Below are 18591 nucleotides of genomic sequence, written 5' to 3'. Positions count from 1 at the left end.
CTGCTATTTACCCGCAAACAGCTTGGGAATTTCCCGCAAACACCAGGATTTCGCTTCGCCCATGCTGTCTCGACGCCAGGCCATAATAATATCAATTTCGCTTGTCGATTCCGGGCTAACCACACGCAAGCGACCCGCCGCAATGTCCTCTTCCACCAGCGGATATGGCATCGTCGCCACGCCAAGGCCGGCCAACAGCGCCTGGCGTTTATCTTCTATCGAACTCACCGTCAGACGCGGCTGTTTATCCAGCAGTTGAACCGTCAGCACCGGACGTTCGCGGGCCGTGTCCGCCACCGCGATTCCGCGGTACTTCACACGGGTGACTTCCGACAACGGTTCCGGCTCCTGATGAATTGGATGATCCGGGGCCGCCACATATACGTTCATCAACGAGTACAGCTTGCGCGAGTTGATTTCCGAAGATGAGCGAAAATGCATATCCGGCGCAATCACGATATCCGCCCGCCCCTGCTCCAGACGCTCCCACGCCCCGGCCAGAACTTCGGTAATAACGGAAAGCTGGGTATTGGCCTTCCCGGCAAGTCTGTCGATCAGCGGGAAAAACGCCGCCGTCGGCACCAGCGCTTCGGTGACGATGGTCAGATGCGTTTCCCAACCGCGAGCCAGCGCTTCGGCATCGGTGGTCAGCTTATCCGCAGCTTCCAACAGTACACGCCCACGTTCCAGCAGCATACGCCCGACGTTGGTGAATTTTGTGCGATGACCTGAACGGTCGAACAGCACGACGTCCAGCTCTTCCTCCAGCTTCTGCATGGTATAGCTGAGCGCGGAAGGAACGCGCCCCAGTTCGTCCGCTGCGGCGGCAAAGCTGCCACGCCGGTCTATTGCGTCCATGACGCGTAACGCCTCAAGCGTTAAAGCCCTTTCTTTGGCCATCTCGTTCTCATTCAGGAAATTTGAACATACCGGGCAGAATATCTGGCTAACAATGCAGCGTCTAGCCATTTAACATAAAAGGAAGTAAAGAGAGGTCAAGAACTATGATTACTACCCGTACAGCCAAACAATGCGGGCAAGCAGACTACGGCTGGCTGCAGGCCCGTTATACCTTCTCCTTTGGGCACTATTTTGATCCTAAACTGCTGGGTTATGCCTCGCTGCGTGTTCTGAACCAGGAAGTTCTGGCACCGGGAGCCTCTTTCCAGCCACGTACCTATCCGAAGGTGGATATCGTCAATCTGATCCTCGAAGGGGAAGCGGAGTATCGCGACAGTGAAGGGAACCATATCCAGGCCAAGGCAGGAGAAGTTTTACTGCTCGCCACACAGCCGGGAATTAGCTACAGCGAACACAATATCAGCAAAGATAAACCGTTAACCCGAATGCAGCTCTGGCTGGATGCCTGCCCGCAGCGCGAAAACGCCTGCGTACAGAAAGCCACGCTGAGTGCCGGTAAGCATCAGTTGCTCGCCTCGCCGGATGGTGAACAAAGCAGCCTGCATCTGCGTCAACAGGTATGGGTGCACCACGTTGAACTGCAACAAGGTGAATCGCTGAGTTTTCAGTTACATGGGCCGCGGGCTTACTTACAGTCGATCCACGGCAGATTCCATGCGGTGACATCTGGCGCCGAAAAGGAAGCGCTCACCTGCGGCGATGGTGCATTTATTCGTGACGAAACTAACATAACGTTAGTCGCCGATACCGCGCTGCGCGCTTTGCTGATAGATTTGCCCGTATAGTCAGGGAAAACAATGGAGTACGACTATTGAGCAAGAAATCATCAAAAAAACGCCAGCCGCAGGTTGAGCCGAAAAAACAGGATACTGTGACCTTCGGCTATGAAGAAATGCTGACAGAGCTGGAAGCGATTGTGGCGGATGCCGAGCTACGTCTGGAAGACGAAGAAGCCGCCTGAAAAGGCGGCTTAGAGTTATGCCGGGGGCGATTCCGCCTTACCCGGCCTGCAGATTAATGTGCCTTACTGGCCATGATCTCAATGATCTGCTTGTCGGTTTCCTGCATCGAGCGACACGCCAGCGCACACAGGTTCGTGATAGATTGCTCCACGTTGTGCGCCACAATCCCTTCATTGCCGGTCACAGCGGTATCATCCAGCGCCATCAGCACCGCTTTCCACGCCGCAGATGCGCTGGTTGAAACTTTCATCGCGCAGCTGTTTGAGGCACCATCGCAAATCATTCCGCTCACGTCGCCAATCATGCTGCTGATTGCCATCGCGATGGTGTTGTAGCGACCATCAACAATCCACGCCATCCCCGCCGCGGCGCCCATCGCCGCCGTGGTTGCCGCACACAGTGCAGACAAACGCGGAAGCTGATGATGGATGTAGATAGCGCTCAGGTGAGACAACATCAGCGCACGCGCCAGTTTCTCTTCATCCGCACCAAAGTGCTCAGCCACCACCATTACCGGAACGGTCGCGGTAATCCCCTGATTTCCAGAGCCCGAGTTGCTCATTGCCGGAAGCGTCGCCCCGCCCATTCGCGCATCCGATGCCGCACTGGTGCGGATCAGAATAGAGGTGGAGAGATCGTTCGCCAGCAGGCCACGCGCGCACTGCTTCTCAAGCGTGGTTCCGATGTGCAAGCCCCAGTTACCGCGCAGCCCTTCCTGGGAAAGGGCACCGTTCAGTTTTGCCGCATCGAGAATAAAGCGGATTGACTCAAACGGTACCGCGTTCACGAACGCCAGAATCTCTTCCAGCGACGTGTGGGACAATACCGCCAACGGTGACTCCTGCTCCTCTTCCTGAGCGTTCTGTTCTGTCGTGAACACCACGCCCTTATTGGTCTCAATGTGCACAATGTTGGTATGACCACCAACAATCGTCACGCACGCCCATCCTTCAGCGCTATAAACCTTCGCACGGGAGAAAAGAATGTCCTCGCATGGCTCCTGCAGCATCACCGCGACCTTCCCGGCGGTAAGCATCGCTTTCGCATCGGCAATCGCTTGAGGCGAGGCGTCTTTCAGTACCTCTAAACCGGCGTGGGCATTTCCCCCCAGCGCACCCAGTGCCGCCGCGACAGGCAGCCCAACCATTCCGGTACCCGGCACGGTAACGCCCATGCCGTTTTTCATCAGGTTCGGTGAGACCCACGCATCAATGCGTTCAACCGCGCCGTCCAGCTCAGAGGAGGCGACCGCTGCCGCCAGAGCCAGAGAGATAGGTTCCGTGCAGCCCAGCGCAGGCTTAACTTCTTCCTGCACCGCGCGGATAAAACTATCCCATAATGGATTCAATGTAGTCTCAAACATAACAACAACCTTTGCTCAGATATCTCAGGAAAATGCCAGGAACGGAGAAACGCACAGCAGCAGGCCCGTGACAATAATCAGATACAGGGAAGCGCCTTTGTATTTGTGCAGTGCAGGAACTTTGTAGACCAGCCAGGCCGGGATAAGACATCCCACCATGCCGAAGATAGGGCTACAAATAGAAGTGAAGCTCAGTACCGGCGCATTGAGCACAATGGCTCCCCACGCCAGCAGGATAGCGAAAACCATAATGCCGCGCTGAACCAGGGTCTCATTGATTTTCTCGGCTGGCATTTTGCGGCGCAGCACGTTCATCACGATCCCTTGAGTGGCTTCACGGAACCCTAAGTAAACGCCGAAGAAAGCGGTCATTACTGCAAAGATGTTCAGAATAACGCTGACGATTTTCACCCAGCCAGCACCCGCGCCGCTGATAAACTGCGCGGCAATCGCCAGAGCGGAAATGTTCTGCTCATAAGCTTTAACCGCTTCGTCATGGCCCATCGCCAGCGTGAAGGAAACGGCGTAGAAAAAGACGGTCACAAACAGAATACCGAACGCAATATTCATGGCTCGCAGGGCTTTATGGCGTGCCACTTCAATGGATTTATTGCGAGAACGATAGGAGATAACCATCGGGCTTAAGGTCTGAATAAACAGAATCGAGGTCAGGGTAAACGGCAGCGTGATAATCGCGTTTTTGATCAGCAGCGCCATCGGCGGCAGTGAACCTACGTTATATAAATGCCACATCCCAACCATCGACACGCCAAGCGCCGCCACCACCAGCAGCTTGGTCAGTACCATACCGGTGGAGATTTTAAACAGCAGTTTTTCCCCGCGGGACGAGATAGCCACCAGGATGCAAATCAGCACCAGGCCATAGAACGGGCTGTCGGACAGTAAACCTTCAGTAACACCAAAAGTATGCAGGTAGGAGGCGCTATCGTTGGTGATGGCGGTGGAATAGACGAACATCCAGATAACCAGCATCACAAAATACAACGCACCTAACAGGATGCCCCAGTTCTTACCCAGATAGCCGCTGATTACGCTCGGGTAGTCTTTACACTCTGGGGACTCAGCCAGCGTATTAATAAACAGACGCTGGAACAGATACATGGCTGGGTAGCCGATGATAGAGGAGAGCAAAAACACCCACAGCCCCATCAAACCCACCTGGACGGGAAGAAAAACAATCCCCGCACCAATTGCCATACCGATACTCATAATGACCCAGCCGGTGTCCATGCTGTCGAATTTAATGGCTTCGCGCCATTCACTTTCGGTCATTCCCGCCCGACGTGCCGGAGCAGATGCGTCGAGTATTACGCTGTTATTCGTTGCCGTTTCCATAAAAATCTCGCTCAAAATGTAGGGTAAGGTTTTATTATTTTTCCGTTCCGCATCAATGCGATACGCGGTACGAGTCGTGCAGGCGAGTTCGTTAGAATGGAGAAATCATACGCCGAGGGTCAGAGAAAAACTTCACATAAATACCCCCTAACTTCATAATGTTTAATAAAATTTTTCTATTTCATCTTTATAGAATGGTATTATTTTCTCTTTTTGAAGCAGATCACAACAAAAAAAGACGCGCTCAGGTGTAGTATTGGTTAGTTAAGCATTATGAAGAACATGTAATTCTTGCTCAGGGTTCCGTTCACCTCAGCAGTGTCATTTCTCTGAAGCGCAGATACCCGTGAACGTGCAAGGGAGGCTCACCGCCGCCTCCCTTGCAACCCAGGCTCCCGGCGGGAAAATCGTCGCTGTGCGATTCATTCGTCTTATGCCGTCTGCCTGTCGGGTCGGGGCCGAGCCTGCGTCCCAGCAGGCCGTCCCCTCTGCCCGCATCCCTGCGGGCAGCCCCGGTCAGCCGTCAACGCCTCATCGATTTTCAGCCGGAACGGGGTCATCGCTGCAACGCACTGACTTCCAGTTAAATCTGTTTTGCTGTTCAGATATATTCCAATAAAAACGCAGGTGGTCAGGTGTGGGCTGGTCCGGCTGAAAATTGCCGACGTGTTTCCGTAAGGCCGGGAGAACCCGCAGGGATGCGGGTTCAGGGCGCGTTTTGCAGGGACGCTACCTCGCGCCCGGCCCGGTAGCCTGGAGGAATAAACGGAGGGAACCGCGGAGCGGCAATTTTCCCGCCGGGAGCCGGGATTGTTAAGGGTACGGCGATAGTACCCTTAACACGTTCACAGGTCGTATTGTCTCAGAGAAGTGATATCACTAAGGTGAACGTAGCAATACGCCGGAGGCAACAGATTCATTACCTCCGTATGTGCCACTTTCCATTATCGCTACGGCCACTCATCCTCGTTAACTGACAAGCATTACGCACTAACGTGCACCTTTTTTATCATGCCATATTGATTAATTTATTGCTGGATAGCGCTGCGCTTACCAGGCACGGCTTTTCACCTCAGGTACAAACCACTTTAATTGCCAGCCCACCGCGTGAGGTTTCACGGTATTTGTCGTTCATATCTTTACCCGTTTCATACATGGTCTCGATCACTTTATCGAGCGAAACGCGTGGTTCTGACGTTCGACGTAGCGCCATGCGCGCGGCGTTGACGGCTTTTACTGCGTTGATCGCATTACGTTCAATGCACGGTATTTGCACCTGTCCGGCTACCGGATCGCAGGTCAGCCCCAGGTTATGCTCCATGGCGATTTCCGCTGCAATGCAGACCTGCGACGGGCTACCGCCCAGCAGTTCCGTCAGACCGGCAGCCGCCATTGAACAGGCTACGCCAATCTCACCCTGGCAGCCCACCTCAGCACCAGAAATAGAGGCGTTCATCTTATACAGCGCGCCTATCGCCCCCGCGGCCAGCAAATAGCGGGCAATGGAGTTCGCATTCACCGGACGGCGGAACTTGTCGTAATAGGCCAATACGGCGGGAATAATCCCACATGCACCGTTGGTCGGCGCCGTCACAACCCGGCAGCCGGCGGCGTTTTCTTCGCTCACGGCCAGCGCGAACATGTTGATCCAGTCAATAACGTTCATCGGGTCGCTGGACAGATTATCGCTGGAAACCAGCAACCGACGTAACGCCACGGCGCGACGCGGAACGTTAAGCGGCCCCGGCAGGACGCCTTCGGTGTTCATGCCGCGCTCAATCCCGGCGTGCATGACGTCCCAAATGGCGGCAAAGCCAGCATCGATTTCCTCTTTGCTGCGCATCGCCAGCTCGTTTTGCATCATCAAACCGGAAACAGACAGCCCATTGCGCTCGCACAGTTTCAGCAGTTCGCTGGCGGAATGAAAATTGTAGGGCACGTGTGCTTCAACATCATGCACCTGCCCAAATTGCTCCTCTTCAATGATAAAACCACCGCCGACGGAGTAATAGGTTTTGCTTAATAGCCTCTCGGTGCCGTTCCACGCGGTGATACGCATGCCATTTTCATGGCGTGGCAGGGTTTCGGTATGAAAGAGAATATTTTCATCTGGAGAGAAATCGACAACATGCGCGCCCTCAGCAACCGGCAAACGTCCGGTACGGGCCACTTCCTGAGTAAAACCAGCGATTGAGTCTATATTAACGTTTTGCGGACTGTTACCGGCCAGCCCCATCATGATCGCGACATCTGTCGCATGACCTTTCCCGGTCAGGGAAAGCGATCCGTAAAGATCGACCACAATATGTGTGGTTCTGGGGAGTTCTCCGCTGCTGACCAACAGATCGATAAAGCTTTTACCTGCGTTCATTGGCCCCACGGTATGGGAGCTGGAAGGTCCAATGCCAATCTTGAAAATATCGAATGCGCTAATCATATCCACACCCTCGGATTGCCGTTCAGTGAAGACCAGGTTTCACACTCATTAAGGATTGGGGCGATCCTGAGATCGCCCCGCAAGGGATTACAGCGTGTCGCCACGTACGGCGATGGCTTCAATCTCCAGCTTCACATCCTTTGGTAAGCGGGCGACCTGTACGCAACTGCGCGTGGGGTAGATAGCCTGATGCTCATCAAAGAACTGCTGGTACACCTGGTTAATGGTGGCGAAGTCGTTCAGGTCGGATACGAAAACGGTAGTCTTCACGATATCGCTCACTTTCAAACCTGCGGACTCGACGATCGCTTTCACGTTTTCCAGGCTTTGACGTGCCTGATCGGCCACGTTTTCTGCCACTTCACCGGTCTGTGGACACACCGGGATTTGACCTGACGTCAACACCATGCTGCCCAGGTCCACGCCCTGTACGTAAGGCCCAATCGCCCCTGGTGCACATTCGGTTGCAATAACTTTTCTCATAATCCCTCCGGCGTCAGAGCGCCTGGGTGAAAGTACGTGAAATAACATCTTGCTGCTGTTCACGGGTCAACGCGTTGAAGCGCACCGCATAGCCAGACACGCGGATCGTCAGGTTCGGATAGTTTTCCGGGTGCTCAATGGCATCCATCAACATTTCACGGTTCATAACGTTAACGTTCAGATGCTGCCCACCTTCCACATGCGCTTCATGGTGGAAGTAACCGTCCAGCAGACCAACCAGGTTGGTTTTACGCACCCCATCTTCTTTGCCCAGTGCAGCCGGCACAATGGAGAAGGTGTACGAGATACCGTCTTTGGCATAGGTAAACGGCAGTTTGGCCACCGAGGTTAACGACGCAACCGCGCCTTTACGATCGCGGCCGTGCATCGGGTTAGCCCCTGGCGCAAACGGCGTACCTGCGCGACGTCCGTCCGGTGTGTTACCGGTTTTCTGTCCGTACACCACGTTGGAAGTGATGGTCAGAATGGACTGCGTCGGCACTGCGTTACGGTAGGTTGGCAACACCTTAATTTTCTTCATGAAGCGTTCGACCAGGTCGCAGGCAATGCTGTCTACTCGCTCGTCGTTGTTGCCGTATTGCGGATAGTCGCCTTCGATTTCGAAATCGACAGCCAGACCGTTTTCATCACGAATCGGTTTCACGCGAGCGTATTTGATAGCCGACAGTGAATCCGCCGCCACGGACAGACCCGCCATACCACAAGCCATCGTGCGATAGACATCACGATCGTGCAGCGCCATCAGCGAAGCTTCATAGCTGTACTTGTCGTGCATATAGTGGATGATGTTCAGCGCGCTGATGTACTGCACGGCCAGCCAGTCCATAAAGTGGTCCAGGCTCTCCATCACCGTATCGTAATCCAGCACGTCATCCATCAGCGGTGCCGTTTTCGGCCCAACCTGAATTTTCAGCTTCTCATCCACGCCGCCGTTGATTGCGTACAGCAACGTTTTGGCGAGGTTGGCACGCGCACCGAAGAACTGCATTTGTTTGCCGATAACCATCGGGCTTACGCAGCAGGCAATGGCATAGTCATCGCTGTCAAAGTCGGCACGCATCAAATCGTCGTTTTCATACTGCAAAGACGAGGTGATGATAGACACCTGGGCGGCGTACTTTTTGAAGGCAATCGGCAGCGCTTCAGACCACAGCACCGTCAGGTTCGGCTCAGGCGCCGGTCCCATAGTGTGCAGAGTATGCAGGTAGCGGAACGAGTTTTTCGTTACCAGCGTGCGGCCATCCAGCCCCATGCCGCCGATAACTTCAGTCGCCCAGATAGGGTCGCCTGAGAACAGGGTGTCGAATTCCGGCGTACGCAGGAAGCGCACCATACGGATCTTCATAATGAAGTGGTCGATCAGCTCCTGCGCCTGCTGCTCGTTTAAAATTCCCGCTTTGAAATCGCGCTCAATGTAGATGTCGAGGAACGATGCGGTACGGCCCAGCGACATTGCGCCGCCGTTCTGAGATTTCACCGCAGCCAGGTAAGCAAAGTAAACCCACTGCACCGCTTCCTGCGCATTACGCGCCGGGCGGGAGATATCGCAGCCGTACTTCGCTGCCATTTCCTGCATCTGTAGCAGGGCGCGACGGTGCTCAGACAGCTCTTCGCGCAGGCGAATCGTGGCTTCAAGATTCTGGCCCCACTCCAGGTTCGACTGGAGATCGGCAAACTGCAGTTCACGCTCGCGTACCAGGTAGCGGATACCGTACAGCGCGACGCGGCGATAGTCGCCGATGATACGACCACGGCCATAGCCATCCGGCAGACCGGTCAGCACGCCGGATTTACGGCAGCGCAGCATATCCGGAGAGTAGGCGTCGAATACGCCCTGGTTATGGGTTTTACGCAGTTCAGTAAACTGGTATTCAAAATCAGCATCCATCTCACGACCATAAGCATCAAAAGAGCTTTTGATCATGTTGATGCCGCCAAACGGATGCAGAGCGCGCTTGAGCGGCTTATCCGTTTGCAGACCAACGATTTTTTCCAGTTCTTGTTCAATATAACCCGCATCATGTGCGGTTATCGTGGTGGCAATATTGGTATCGAAATCAACCGGCGCGTGCGTCGAGTTTTCAATACGGATGCCCGCCATGACTTTTTCCCACAATGCAGTGGTCGCTGGCGTTGCTTCGGCGAGGAAAGATTCATCCCCTTCATAAGGCGTATAGTTGTGCTGAATAAAATCACGGACATTAATTTCTTCTTTCCAGTCCGTACCTTTAAAGCCATTCCAGGCTTCGGCATACAGCATATCGCTGGTATCGATATTTACCTTCATGAAAAATAATCTCTCTGCTGAAAATTAATTATGCAAATTCTACTGGTATATTAATTTTGCCTAACGCAATGGCATCACGCGCAATCATTTTCTCTTCATTTGTGGGAATAACCGCACAAATAACACGAGCATCTTTATTAGAGATAATTCTTTCGCCATGGGAATTTGGCAGGCTATTCATCTCGCTGTCGATATTCACCCCTAAAACGGCGAGATGTTCAATAACCAGACGACGAATTAATACCGAGTTCTCACCTATTCCACCGGTGAAAATAATCCCATCAAGACGATGCAGCGAAGCGGCATGTCCGGCGATATGGCGCGCGATACGATGCACAAACGTTTTAATCGCCAACTGCGCACGCTCATGTCCCTCGTGCCAGGCTTTTTCTAACGTACGTAAGTCAGAGGACAAACCGGAAATACCCAGTAAACCGGACTCTTTATTCACAACGCGCTCAAGGTCGCTCAGCGTCTGGTTGGTTTCGCTGGCAATCCACGCCATGGCGCCGAAATCGACGTCACCGCTGCGTGTGCCCATCATCAGCCCTTCCAACGGCGTCATGCCCATTGAGGTATCAACGCTCTGCCCGTTACGCACCGCGCAGATTGACGCGCCGTTCCCCAGGTGAGCCACAACCAGACCGGAGTCATCACTCTGCAGCTCAAGAAGCTCATGCGCTCGCTGAGATACATAGCGGTGCGACGTGCCGTGGAAGCCATAACGACGAACGCCTAACTCCTCAAAATATTTCCACGGTAGACCGTAAAGATAGGCCTCTGGGGCCATCGTCTGGTGGAAGCTGGTATCAAATACCGCAACCTGCTGCACGCCTGGGAAAAGGTGCTGTGCGGATTCAATCCCACTGAGGTTCGCATAATTATGTAACGGTGCTAAAGGCGATACCCGGCGAATATTATCGATAACGTCGTCAGTAATAATTGCTGATTCGGTAAAGATATTTCCACCGTGGGCAATGCGGTGGCCAATTAAGGCCACGCTGTCCATTAAATTACGTTTTTCCAGTTCAACGGCGATTGCTTTTAATGCGTCTTCGTAGCTGTGGTGAGCCAGCTTAGCTGGCTCTCCTCCATTAATTGCTATGAACGCATTTTCAGAGTTAATACCGTCCGCGATTCCCGCCATTAAAACTTCACAGTTCGCTGCATCCAGCACTGAGAATTTAATGGAAGACGAACCACAGTTAATAACCAGTACTACCGGAAACTCATTCATTTCACTACTCCGCTCATCCTGAGCTTAAGGATTAAAACAGTTTGTAGACAATGTTCAGGATAGTCAGCAGACCAATCACGGTAACAAACACGTTATCCAGACGGCCACGGTATTTCGCCAGTGACGGCGCTTTACGGATGGCATACATCGGCAGCAGGCAGAGCAGAGAGGCAATAATCGGCGCGCCCATTGCTTCAATCAGGTCCAGGATGTTCGGGTTGGCGTAAGCCACAACCCAGGTGGAGCCCATGATGAAGATCATGCTGATGGTATTAAGTTTGCCAGCGGAAACCTTAGTTTTATCGCCTTTGTAACCAAACTTCAGCACCAGACCGTTCAGACCTTCCAGCGTGCCCAGGTAGTGGCCGAAGAAAGATTTGAAGATAGCAACCAGTGCGATGATTGAAGCGCCGTACTCCAGAACGGTCGCGAAGGTGGACTTCGAACCGGACAGTGAAGCGAAGTGGTTCGCCAGGTAAGACAGTACTGGAATGTTCTGCGCTTTCGCATCCGCCATGTTTGCCGGAGAGAGCGTGAACAGGCAGCTAAAGGCAAAGAACATCACCACGGCAACCATCAGCATACTGGCGCGGGAGATGATTTTTGAACATTTCTGTTCGGTAAATTCGCGACCGTAATCTTTCTCATACTCTTCACGTTTAGAGACCACGAAGGAAGAAACGATTGGTGAGAAGTTGAAAGAGAACACCATGATGGAAATACCCAGCCACACGGTAACCAGGATGCCGTCATGGCCAGTCAGAGCGATATTGCTGAGATCAACCTGATCGATAACCGCAGAGTTCCAGTAAGGAATCAGAGACAGAGAGATCAGCACCAGGCTGGCAATAAACGGCCATACCAGGTAGCTCATTACTTTAACCATCAGATCCTTACCAAACCAGATGACGAATGCCATCAGCAGCAGCAGGAACAGTGCCACGAAGCCACGGTTTAACGCTGGCATCTGCAACTGGTTTTCCCAAAAGGTCATAAAGGTGTTGGTAATGGTGACGCCATAAATCCACAGCAGCGGACAAATCGCAAAGAAGTAGAGGAACGTGATAACCACGCCGCCCGTTTTACCAAAGTGCTCTTCAACCGTTTCTGTGATGTTACCGGAAGGGTTAGAACCGGAAAGACACAGGCGTGCCAGCGCACGGTGGCAATAGAAGGCGATGGGGTATGCTAACACCAGCATTATCAGAATGGGGATCAGTCCGCCAAAACCTGCGCGGATAGGGAAGAACAGCACCCCGGCGCCGATGGCTGTACCAAATAAACCCAGTGTCCAGGTGGTGTCCGATTTGCGCCAGGACGACTGTTTTGTCTGGCTGGATACAATGCTATCAGTAGTACTCATATCCTATCCTCAACGAAGTATATTAAGCGTCAACTAAACCAGTAATTTGAGATACACGAGAAAGGTCGATATTACCGCCAGAAATAATGCTGACTGTTTTTCTGTTCTGGATATAGCTATCTAATTTCCCGCTTAATAATGCTGCGCAAGCCAGCGCGCCGGCACCTTCAGTCACAACTTTATTTCGCTGAATTAATGCCACCATGCTGTTGCGAATTTCATCTTCGCTGACCAGGACAATGTCATCCACCAACTCACGAACAATTTCATACGTTAAAGTACCCGGGCGGGAAACGTCACAACCATCCGCCAGGGTGCCGGTCGTTCGGTGCGTGGTTATTTCTCCAGCGTGGAAAGAAGCCGCCATGCCATGAACATTTTCAGACTGTACGCCAATAATTTTAATAGTCGGGTTAATAGATTTAATTGCCACCGCAATACCAGCAATCAGTCCGCCACCGCCAATTGGCACAATCACGTTATCGACATCGTACAGATCTTCCAGAATTTCCAGACCAATAGTGCCCTGACCAGCAATTACTTTCGGGTCATCATATGGCGGAATAAAGATACGGCCTTCAGTTTCCACAATCTCGCTAACCTTAGCGATGGTGTCGTTGAAGTTGTCGCCGTGCAGCACAACCTCTGCGGAATAATCGCAGGTTGCAGCAACTTTAGACTTCGGCGCGCCTTTCGGCATGACCACTTTGCCGTCGATTCCGAGCATGGCGCAGGAGAGAGAAACCCCTTGCGCATGGTTACCTGCAGAGCAAGCCACCACGCCCTTACATCTTTCAGCTTCGGTTAATGAACTGAGCTTGTTAAACGCGCCACGGATTTTAAATGAACCGGTACGCTGCATATTTTCAAACTTGAGGAAAATTTCCCCTTTGCAACGTTCACTAAAATAGTTAGAGCGAGGCATTCCCGTTTTATAAATTTTCCCCGCCAGTCTTTTTTTCGCTTCGAGGATATCTTCAATTGCAACTGGGAGATCGTATGTAATGTGCATTAGAACCTCTTACTAGGGTATTAAAGTAAATAGATAGCCGTGACCATTGTCAGATATAGACAGATGGCGTTGATTTCGTGTTAAAACAAATTCAATCTTTAATCAATTTCAATTAATTGCCTTCGTCTCCGACAATTATATGATGAATACTCTTTGGCTAATTCCACCAAAATAGATGCTGCTTTTTTAATTCGATAATTTTTCGACCATACGGCGGCATAACGCGCGACGGGTAAGGTTTCTTCTACCGGGATAGTAATAAACTGGTTTGAGCCAAACGGTGTGGTCATATCGCAGGGAATTACTGTTAAGAAATCAGCATTGAGAACAAGATTATAAATCGTAACGACGGAGTCTGTTTTAACGATGTTTTCACTGCTGATGCCATTATTTTGTAACGTAGTTAGAAGTTCACTGTAGTACCCCATATTCGTTTGTGGCAACACCCACTGTTCGTTTTTCAACGCGCTCAGCGAGGTGATGCCGGTGCATGTTCGGGACTTGCTGGCAACCAGGATGAAGTCTGACTCAAAGAGCGGCTCAACATGCAGATCGTGCAGTTTCATCTCATCACTCAGCGTACCGATCGCGAAGTCCAGACGCCCGTCACGAATCGCAGGTAAGAACGAGGAGAGCTGAGCTTCATACATGGAAACCTGCGCTTTCGGGAACACTTCTTTGAATTTTTTAATCATGCCGGACATGATGGTGAAGGCAATCAGTGAAGGAAAGCCAAACGACACATCAACGACCGCATTGCTCGTCATGCTGTTCATCTCATCAACCATGTTCTTCATTTCACGGGTAATAGATTCAGACCATGAGAGCATAACCTGACCTGCCTGAGTTAATGTCACACCAGTATTTTTGCGTACGACTAACTCAATACCGAAATAAGCTTCTACATCATTAATGATTTTGCTGACAGCCGGTTGAGTTAAACCTAATTCTTTTGCAGCTGAGCCGATAGAACCGCTTCTAATGACTTCCTGAAAGACCACTAAGTGCTGTGTTTTAGGGAGTGTAATAGTATTCATATCGACCTGCGCTAATTACTTTGTTGACGGCAGGAAGTGTACCAAATTAAGCGAACGAGGATATGTGCTACCACTCACAAATCCCCTTGACTTACATTTTGTAAGACTATTATTTAAATTGAAATCACTTAATAATCATATAGATATGAAATATCGATCTCACTTTATCCTGACTTTAATCAAAAAAAGATGGGGGGATAACGATTTTTTATGGCTATAACAACACCATTTCTCCTGCTATTTCTTAAAACCACGAAAGGCTATATTTCAATCAATTACAGAGTAATTACCAGGCAAAACAGCGCTTAAATTTAATAAGCAACTTATCAAATATAATTATATTTTATCGTTTATAGTGGTCAAATAACGTTATGCATCACGTTTTTTAGCCTTATTTGTTTGTAAAGAAACATTGCATTTATTAATATTTAAACCAAAACATACAAATAATCATCACATGCAACATTGCATTAACAGTAGTTTTGTACAATTTATCAGCCAGTAATTTTGTGATGGCGATCGATTGCGTTCGATTATTCTCGATAAAAACGTATCGCGCAGCGTTTTGTGCTAGTCATCACAAAAAATGAAATATCCCGCGAGACATTCCCTCAGATAAAAGAAGCCCAATGCGTAAATAAAGGTCAAATAACGATGAGATTAATGGGAAATAAAGGCCAGATTCGTGGTGAACCAACTACAACAAAGAAAGGCCAGGACAAAGCCCAGCCATTCACTCACAATCAGGATTTACTCATCGCGAAAACCGGGCTTGCCATTGGCTTTGCGCCACATTTTGACCTGTTGGACTACGCCCTCGGGGCTATCATCCTGCCCGTCATCAGGGTAAAAAATGAGGTCTGATCCGGCGGGGTGCTCGCATAACCTTATAAATTCTAGTATGTTTTTCTCATCTTCCTGTTCAGTCTCTCCTTCAGCATTATAGATTTTGCTTACCAGCTTCAAAAAATCACCCTCGGTATAATCAGAGAGTTGTTTCTTATCCGTCATACTATTTCCTCTGCCCTGTTGAATGGATTTCTATATGACGCTTAGGGGTTGCAACGCCCATATTATCGACATTGTAGACTTCACCGCCTTCGCCTATTGGTTTGATATGATGAATTTCAAACTTTGTGCGCCCCCCAACTCTGCCACCACCAAAAGCTACGGGCGCTCTTCCTTTCTGCATATGGCGAACATTCGCACCTCGGAATTGCTTTGAAAGTTCAGGGTCTTTGCTGACCTCCAGCCAGAAAGCCTGCCTGAAGTCGTCAAAATTGGAGAAGGTGCGTCCACGCAGTTTATCAGCAATCTGAGACGGGATAGGCGAACCGTTACCCTGACCCGCATCAGCTAACCAGGTGCCAGAAATCTTTTGCCCCTTGCCTGTGACTTGCCCTGGCAGATTGCGAATATAAACATAAATCGGGTCAAACGTCCCGGCAGGGTGTACCAGAATATAATCCCTGAATGGGCGTTCTCCCGGTGCTGGCGTTTCCGTTGACCACGGGCTGTTGATTTCACTTTCAGGGTAAGCCAACACGTTCGGAGGGACGTATAGGTGGTCTTGATTACCGGTATTTGAAGGTGATACATATCACTCTTTGGGAGACAAATTAAGCAGGTTATCAGACCAAAGAAAGGCTAGGACAAAGCCCAGCCATTCCACTCGCAATCAGAATTTACTCATCGCGAAAACCGGGCTTGCCATTGGCTTTACGCCACTCTTTGATTTCTTGAACAACCGCGACCGGACCGCCTTTCCCTTCTTCTGGGTAATATATCAAATCAGAACCTGACGGATGTTCAGAAAGCCGCTCAAACTCTGCTACAGCAGCCATATGGGCCTTTTCAGATGGATAGGTATCGTTACAAATATCTTCAACAAAACTGAGGAACTCAGCTTCAGTAAAATCAGTGATGTCTTTATGCGTTACCATTTTATTTTCCTTGGTGAATTTCGATGTGCCGCTTTGGTGTAGTGACACCCAAATTATCTACGTCATAAACTGCACCACTATTTCTGATCTCTTCGATATGATGAAGTTCATACTTGACCCTTTGCCCGATGCTATCGGGTTTTCTTGCGTAGGCGGATCGACCATTTTTCATCGTAGCTAAGTTACGTGGATCAAATTGCTTTGAAAGTTCAGGGTCTTTGCTGACCTCCAGCCAGAAAGCCTGCCTGAAGTCGTCAAAATTGGAGAAGGTGCGTCCACGCAGTTTGTCAGCAATCTGAGACGGGATAGGCGAACCGTTACCCTGAACCGCATCAGCTAACCAGGTGCCAGAAATCTTTTGCCCCTTGCCTGTGACTTGCCCTGGCAGATTGCGAATATAAACATAAATCGGGTCAAACGTCCCAGCAGGGTGTACCAGAATATAATCCCTGAATGGGCGTTCTCCCGGTGCTGGCGTTTCCGTTGACCACGGGCTGTTGATTTCACTTTCAGGGTAAACCAGCACACTCGGAGGAACGTATACATTGTCCCGATTCCCGGTATTGGAAGGAGATTCATACCCAGGATCGTCTGGTGTCCAAACAATCGTTGGCTTACTTGCGCTATCCTCCCAGAACTCATAGTTCCCGGTGGCGCTGTTCTTCTGAAGCATTCGAACCGGAACTTTGTCCTGCCCACCTCCAGCGCTGACATGAAAACCTTTCGGCCTTATCATCCCGTTTTGCTCTGCTTCCCAGCGAAAGCGAACGCGCGTTGGAACATCTTCTTTATTCCGTGCGGCCTGCTCAAGCCGCATTTTATCGATGTAGTCCTGTTCGCCGCTGTTGAGTTTTGGCGAGTAGAATATGCCAAACAGAAAAACGGTGGTGGGGTTGGGGACTATCCAACGGCCAGCAGCAGAAAGATTTCCCCCGATTTTTTGCAATGCTGCATATCCAGCCTCAATTGCAACATCAGTGGTGACCCCTGCTGTCGTCGCGGCTCTTGCTGTTGCCATCCCTGCGGTCGCTGCCGCTTTAGGGGCATCCGGGGAGCTGAAAAGGCGCTTATACCACGGGTGATTATCTTCTGGTGGTGAGGTCGGTTCGGCGGGTTTATGCTTCTTTGCTGCCTGCGCGTGCTGGACGGGGTCCGATCCAGTTTCTTTCGGTTGGGGCAGCGCCCGGTAGTAGCCAGCATGCCCAAAATTATCAACGGATTCCTGATCTGTTCCTGCGTCGGTACAACCTTCTCCCCGCAGACAGGATTTAGCAAAAACAGGTAATGCACTTGAGGCTGCCGCAGCAGCAATCGCTTGGTTAATGGGCCATTCTGCCGCCCGCTTTTGGTGCTCTTCGAAAGGATCGCCAGGGCTGTCTTCTACCCAGAGTGTTGTCGTGCCCATTACCTGATTGTTTTTGCAGTTACACAACACCTGATCACCAGTGGCAACGCAGGGTTTGTTTTCCGCAAAGTAGTATGCCGTACCATTTATCTGAAATGGTCCATTGCAGGTTTCTTTCGGACACCAGGCCATATCGCCACTTAGCGCAATATTCCTGTCTTCAATAATCGTTGAGGAAGCGGAAATAACCTCTCCACCGCTCGTGGTCTTGTCTCCTAGCCTTACCAGCGCTCTGGCCATAAATCCCTCTATTTACTATGGATAAATTGCTGAGAGGGAATTGTACAAATAACGATCATTAGTCGAAAGTATTTTTTCAGTTAAAGTGAAACTGCGTTTTGATACATCCATAAAATGGATGTTTTATGCAATTTTATTCAGTTTGCGAAGTATAAAAGATTTTGCTGTATGGGCATTCTTTCGACTTAGTGATGTAGTTAAACGGACAAATACTGTTGCTCTACACATATGGGATCTGTCCATTAGCCATGATTGCCTGCTCCGGGTTGTTCATAGCAACATGCCCGGCTCTGGCTTTGAAGGCCACCAACAATCCACGAAGCATTGCTGCATAACCTTTCATTATTTATTTTCTTGATTTATTTCCTTGCTGTTATCAGGTTGGCTCATTACTGAGTAGAGACGGGAAAATATAAACCTTGCTCTGCTGGCTGAATCGCAGCCCAGAAAGCAAAAACCCCGCCGAAGCGGGGTTTTATAAAGAGGTGAAGCTGACCGATAAGTCAGGAAAAATCAACCATACG

The 18591-nt window shown here is 50.6% G+C and carries 16 protein-coding genes; 2 read left to right on the top strand and 14 right to left on the bottom strand.

Annotated features, from left to right (window positions below):
- Positions 1-3 precede the first annotated feature (3 nt).
- Entirely contained in the window at positions 4-900 is an 897-nt protein-coding gene (gene yhaJ, locus HV314_RS03095; RefSeq protein WP_016154624.1) for a DNA-binding transcriptional regulator YhaJ, read from the bottom strand.
- Between the two features lie 104 nt (positions 901-1004).
- Between yhaJ and HV314_RS03090 the strand changes: the two genes are divergently transcribed.
- Together HV314_RS03090 and HV314_RS03085 are read left to right on the top strand one after the other, a co-directional pair.
- Positions 1005-1706: a pirin family protein gene (locus tag HV314_RS03090; protein ID WP_181547289.1), complete on the top strand. Its 702-nt coding sequence runs from the start codon at positions 1005-1007 to the stop codon at positions 1704-1706.
- 26 nt (positions 1707-1732) lie between these two features.
- On the top strand, positions 1733-1882 hold the full coding sequence (locus HV314_RS03085) for a hypothetical protein (protein WP_016157540.1): 150 nt from the start codon (positions 1733-1735) through the stop codon (positions 1880-1882).
- A gap of 53 nt (positions 1883-1935) precedes the next feature.
- Here the strand turns inward: HV314_RS03085 and HV314_RS03080 are convergent, their stop codons facing one another.
- The 13 genes from HV314_RS03080 to HV314_RS03020 all read right to left on the bottom strand — a co-directional run bounded on the left by HV314_RS03080 (position 1936) and on the right by HV314_RS03020 (position 18067).
- Positions 1936-3246, bottom strand: a complete 1311-nt coding sequence (locus HV314_RS03080) for an L-cysteine desulfidase family protein (protein ID WP_016154627.1) — start codon at positions 3244-3246, stop codon at positions 1936-1938.
- 24 nt (positions 3247-3270) lie between these two features.
- Positions 3271-4602, bottom strand: a complete 1332-nt coding sequence (locus HV314_RS03075) for an amino acid permease (RefSeq protein WP_016157542.1) — start codon at positions 4600-4602, stop codon at positions 3271-3273.
- A gap of 1072 nt (positions 4603-5674) precedes the next feature.
- Complete coding sequence (gene tdcG, locus HV314_RS03070) at positions 5675-7039, bottom strand: L-serine ammonia-lyase (protein WP_047413964.1); 1365 nt, start codon at positions 7037-7039, stop codon at positions 5675-5677.
- Positions 7040-7126: 87 nt separating this feature from the next.
- Positions 7127-7522 carry an enamine/imine deaminase gene (locus tag HV314_RS03065; protein WP_016157544.1) on the bottom strand — a complete coding sequence of 132 codons (396 nt, stop codon included), beginning with the start codon at positions 7520-7522 and terminating at the stop codon, positions 7127-7129.
- Between the two features lie 13 nt (positions 7523-7535).
- On the bottom strand, positions 7536-9830 hold the full coding sequence (pflB, locus tag HV314_RS03060) for a formate C-acetyltransferase (protein WP_016154631.1): 2295 nt from the start codon (positions 9828-9830) through the stop codon (positions 7536-7538).
- Positions 9831-9858: 28 nt separating this feature from the next.
- Positions 9859-11067 carry a propionate kinase gene (gene tdcD / locus HV314_RS03055; RefSeq protein ID WP_016154632.1) on the bottom strand — a complete coding sequence of 403 codons (1209 nt, stop codon included), beginning with the start codon at positions 11065-11067 and terminating at the stop codon, positions 9859-9861.
- Between the two features lie 31 nt (positions 11068-11098).
- Positions 11099-12430 carry a threonine/serine transporter TdcC gene (tdcC, locus tag HV314_RS03050; RefSeq protein WP_016154633.1) on the bottom strand — a complete coding sequence of 444 codons (1332 nt, stop codon included), beginning with the start codon at positions 12428-12430 and terminating at the stop codon, positions 11099-11101.
- A gap of 22 nt (positions 12431-12452) precedes the next feature.
- Positions 12453-13442, bottom strand: coding sequence for a bifunctional threonine ammonia-lyase/L-serine ammonia-lyase TdcB (gene tdcB / locus HV314_RS03045; protein ID WP_003828594.1), 990 nt, complete (start codon positions 13440-13442; stop codon positions 12453-12455).
- A gap of 98 nt (positions 13443-13540) precedes the next feature.
- Positions 13541-14479, bottom strand: coding sequence for a transcriptional regulator TdcA (gene tdcA / locus HV314_RS03040; protein ID WP_003828596.1), 939 nt, complete (start codon positions 14477-14479; stop codon positions 13541-13543).
- 750 nt (positions 14480-15229) lie between these two features.
- Positions 15230-15490, bottom strand: coding sequence for a bacteriocin immunity protein (locus tag HV314_RS03035; protein WP_181547287.1), 261 nt, complete (start codon positions 15488-15490; stop codon positions 15230-15232).
- Between the two features lies 1 nt (position 15491).
- On the bottom strand, positions 15492-16022 hold the full coding sequence (locus HV314_RS03030; protein WP_239006814.1) for an HNH endonuclease signature motif containing protein: 531 nt from the start codon (positions 16020-16022) through the stop codon (positions 15492-15494).
- Positions 16023-16164: 142 nt separating this feature from the next.
- Positions 16165-16422, bottom strand: coding sequence for a bacteriocin immunity protein (locus HV314_RS03025; RefSeq protein ID WP_047358949.1), 258 nt, complete (start codon positions 16420-16422; stop codon positions 16165-16167).
- Between the two features lies 1 nt (position 16423).
- Positions 16424-18067: an S-type pyocin domain-containing protein gene (locus HV314_RS03020; RefSeq protein WP_181547285.1), complete on the bottom strand. Its 1644-nt coding sequence runs from the start codon at positions 18065-18067 to the stop codon at positions 16424-16426.
- Between the last annotated feature and the right edge of the window lie 524 nt (positions 18068-18591).

Source organism: Citrobacter sp. RHBSTW-00887 (genome assembly GCF_013728095.1).
GTDB lineage: Bacteria > Pseudomonadota > Gammaproteobacteria > Enterobacterales > Enterobacteriaceae > Citrobacter > Citrobacter braakii.
The sequence above is the reverse complement of the archived record's forward strand: the minus strand, read 5'-3'. Positions and strand labels throughout refer to the sequence as shown.

Bases quoted from the DNA above. Each gene is read 5' to 3' on its own strand.
- tdcA (WP_003828596.1), bottom strand. From the start codon at position 14,479: ATGAATACTATTACACTCCCTAAAACACAGCACTTAGTGGTCTTTCAG.
- HV314_RS03025 (WP_047358949.1), bottom strand. From the start codon at position 16,422: ATGGTAACGCATAAAGACATCACTGATTTTACTGAAGCTGAGTTCCTC.
- tdcC (WP_016154633.1), bottom strand. From the start codon at position 12,430: ATGAGTACTACTGATAGCATTGTATCCAGCCAGACAAAACAGTCGTCC.
- tdcB (WP_003828594.1), bottom strand. From the start codon at position 13,442: ATGCACATTACATACGATCTCCCAGTTGCAATTGAAGATATCCTCGAA.
- pflB (WP_016154631.1), bottom strand. From the start codon at position 9,830: ATGAAGGTAAATATCGATACCAGCGATATGCTGTATGCCGAAGCCTGG.
- yhaJ (WP_016154624.1), bottom strand. From the start codon at position 900: ATGGCCAAAGAAAGGGCTTTAACGCTTGAGGCGTTACGCGTCATGGAC.
- HV314_RS03080 (WP_016154627.1), bottom strand. From the start codon at position 3,246: ATGTTTGAGACTACATTGAATCCATTATGGGATAGTTTTATCCGCGCG.
- HV314_RS03090 (WP_181547289.1), top strand. From the start codon at position 1,005: ATGATTACTACCCGTACAGCCAAACAATGCGGGCAAGCAGACTACGGC.
- HV314_RS03035 (WP_181547287.1), bottom strand. From the start codon at position 15,490: ATGACGGATAAGAAACAACTCTCTGATTATACCGAGGGTGATTTTTTG.
- HV314_RS03065 (WP_016157544.1), bottom strand. From the start codon at position 7,522: ATGAGAAAAGTTATTGCAACCGAATGTGCACCAGGGGCGATTGGGCCT.
- tdcG (WP_047413964.1), bottom strand. From the start codon at position 7,039: ATGATTAGCGCATTCGATATTTTCAAGATTGGCATTGGACCTTCCAGC.
- tdcD (WP_016154632.1), bottom strand. From the start codon at position 11,067: ATGAATGAGTTTCCGGTAGTACTGGTTATTAACTGTGGTTCGTCTTCC.
- HV314_RS03020 (WP_181547285.1), bottom strand. From the start codon at position 18,067: ATGGCCAGAGCGCTGGTAAGGCTAGGAGACAAGACCACGAGCGGTGGA.
- HV314_RS03075 (WP_016157542.1), bottom strand. From the start codon at position 4,602: ATGGAAACGGCAACGAATAACAGCGTAATACTCGACGCATCTGCTCCG.